At 65.2% G+C, this 1,764-nt stretch carries 2 protein-coding genes and 1 pseudogene; 2 read left to right on the forward strand and 1 reads right to left on the reverse strand.

What is annotated here, in order from left to right:
* Positions 1–432, reverse strand: a pseudogene (locus AHiyo1_RS00305) (isochorismate synthase); the annotation flags it as partial.
* A 140-nt stretch (positions 433–572) separates the two neighbouring features.
* On the opposite strand from AHiyo1_RS00305, the gene AHiyo1_RS00310 reads away from it, so the two are divergent.
* Complete coding sequence (locus tag AHiyo1_RS00310; protein ID WP_084784263.1) at positions 573–1,349, forward strand: demethylmenaquinone methyltransferase; 777 nt, start codon at positions 573–575, stop codon at positions 1,347–1,349.
* Between the two features lie 22 nt (positions 1,350–1,371).
* Positions 1,372–1,764, forward strand: a 393-nt coding sequence (locus AHiyo1_RS00315) for an NAD(P)/FAD-dependent oxidoreductase (RefSeq protein WP_113990516.1), incomplete at its 3' end; no start/stop codon positions are given.

The raw sequence follows: 1,764 nt of genomic DNA on the forward strand, positions 1-1,764 counted from the left end.
CTCGCCGCTGAGCCAACCCGCGAGGGTGGCGAGCGCTCCCGCCTCGGTGAGTTCGACGTCGTCGAGCGTCAGCTGCGTGAGCCAGGACTGCCCATCCCGGATACCGACAACGATTTCAGGAAGGATCAAGCGGGACTCAAAGTCGGACGTCTTGGAGAAGGCAAAGGAGCCAAAGGCCACTGGGCCGGTGCCGGGGAGCTCAAGGGGATCCGTGACGTCGGCCTCGATGACGAGGTGGCGCCACCAGATGTCGGCCTCGAGGAAGCGATCGGGCCCGGAAGCGGTGAAGCGCGCGAGTTCGCCAAACCCCACCAGCCCGTTCTCTCGGCGGGACCAGCACAGGACATCGTCCCGGACCAGAAATGACGGCAGTCCCCCGGAGGATGAATCAACATCGAGGGGGACTGTCAAGGTGCGGAGCGTACTCGTCATGATGGAACAACATTACTCCCGCGCGCAACGGTAGCCGCGCTGGCCGGAACGGAACCTGGAACGGGAACCCGGCGCGCGAACCGGGCCTGGACCGGAGTGCCCCGAAAGTTCTTCCCATATTTGTCTGAGACAATTGCAGGGTGAACCGAGCATCCTTGGAAAAGCGTCCGGACGAAGTTGCGACGATGTTTGACGATGTCGCCCCCAAATACGATGTCGTCAACGATGTCCTGTCCATGGGGCAGACCCGGCGTTGGCGCCGCGTCGTCGTGGATGCGATGGATGTTCGGGTAGGCCAAAAGGTCCTGGATCTGGCTGCCGGTACCGGTACGTCCAGCGAACCGTACGCGGACGCCGGAGTGGACGTCGTGGCCTGCGACTTCTCGTTGGGAATGCTGAAGGTGGGCAAGCGCCGCCGTCCGGACATCAACTTCGTTGCCGGGGACGCCACCAAGCTGCCCTTCGCGGACAACTCCTTCGACGCGTGCACCATTTCCTTCGGCCTGCGCAACGTCAACGAACCACACAAGGCCCTCGCTGAGATGTTCCGAGTCACCAAGCCGGGTGGACGCCTGGTCATCGCGGAATTCTCCGCCCCGGTCGTGCCCCTTTGGCGGACCATGTACACCGAATACCTCATGCGCGCACTGCCTGCCATCGCCACCAAGGTCTCCTCCAACCCGGACGCCTACGTGTACCTCGCCGAGTCCATCCGCGCGTGGCCGGACCAGGACCACCTGGCCGCGTGGTTGCAGGAAGCCGGCTGGACCGACGTCAACTACCGCAACCTGAGCGGCGGCATCGTAGCGGTGCACCGCGCCCAGAAGCCCGGAGCCGAACACCGGGAAAGCGTTCCCGTGGCCAAGCTGCGCCGCCAGATCAAGCCGCGCCGCCAAGCCGGCGATCAGTCCCGCTAACCGGCCTATTAACAAGGACGCTGTGAACGTACTGATAGTCGGCGCAGGGCCAGCCGGGTCCACCGCCGCGTACTACCTTGCCCGGGCGGGCATTTCCGTGACCGTGCTGGAAAAGACCAGCTTCCCGCGTGAGAAAGTCTGCGGCGACGGCCTCACTCCGCGCGCCGTACGCGAAATCCAGAAGCTCGGCCTCCCGCATGCCGAGGACGAGGGGTGGCGCCGCAACAAGGGGCTCAGGCTCATCGCCGGCGGCCGCACCATTGAATTGCCGTGGCCCGAGGTCGCCGACTTTCCCACCTACGGACTCATCCGCACGCGCCTCGGATTCGACGAGGAACTGGCCCTGCACGCCCAGTCGGCCGGCGCCGTCGTCCTTGAACGCCACAGCGTCACCGAAGCACTGCGCGACGACGCC

The organism is Arthrobacter sp. Hiyo1 (assembly GCF_001263615.2).
In the GTDB taxonomy this organism is placed as follows: Bacteria; Actinomycetota; Actinomycetes; order Actinomycetales; family Micrococcaceae; genus Arthrobacter.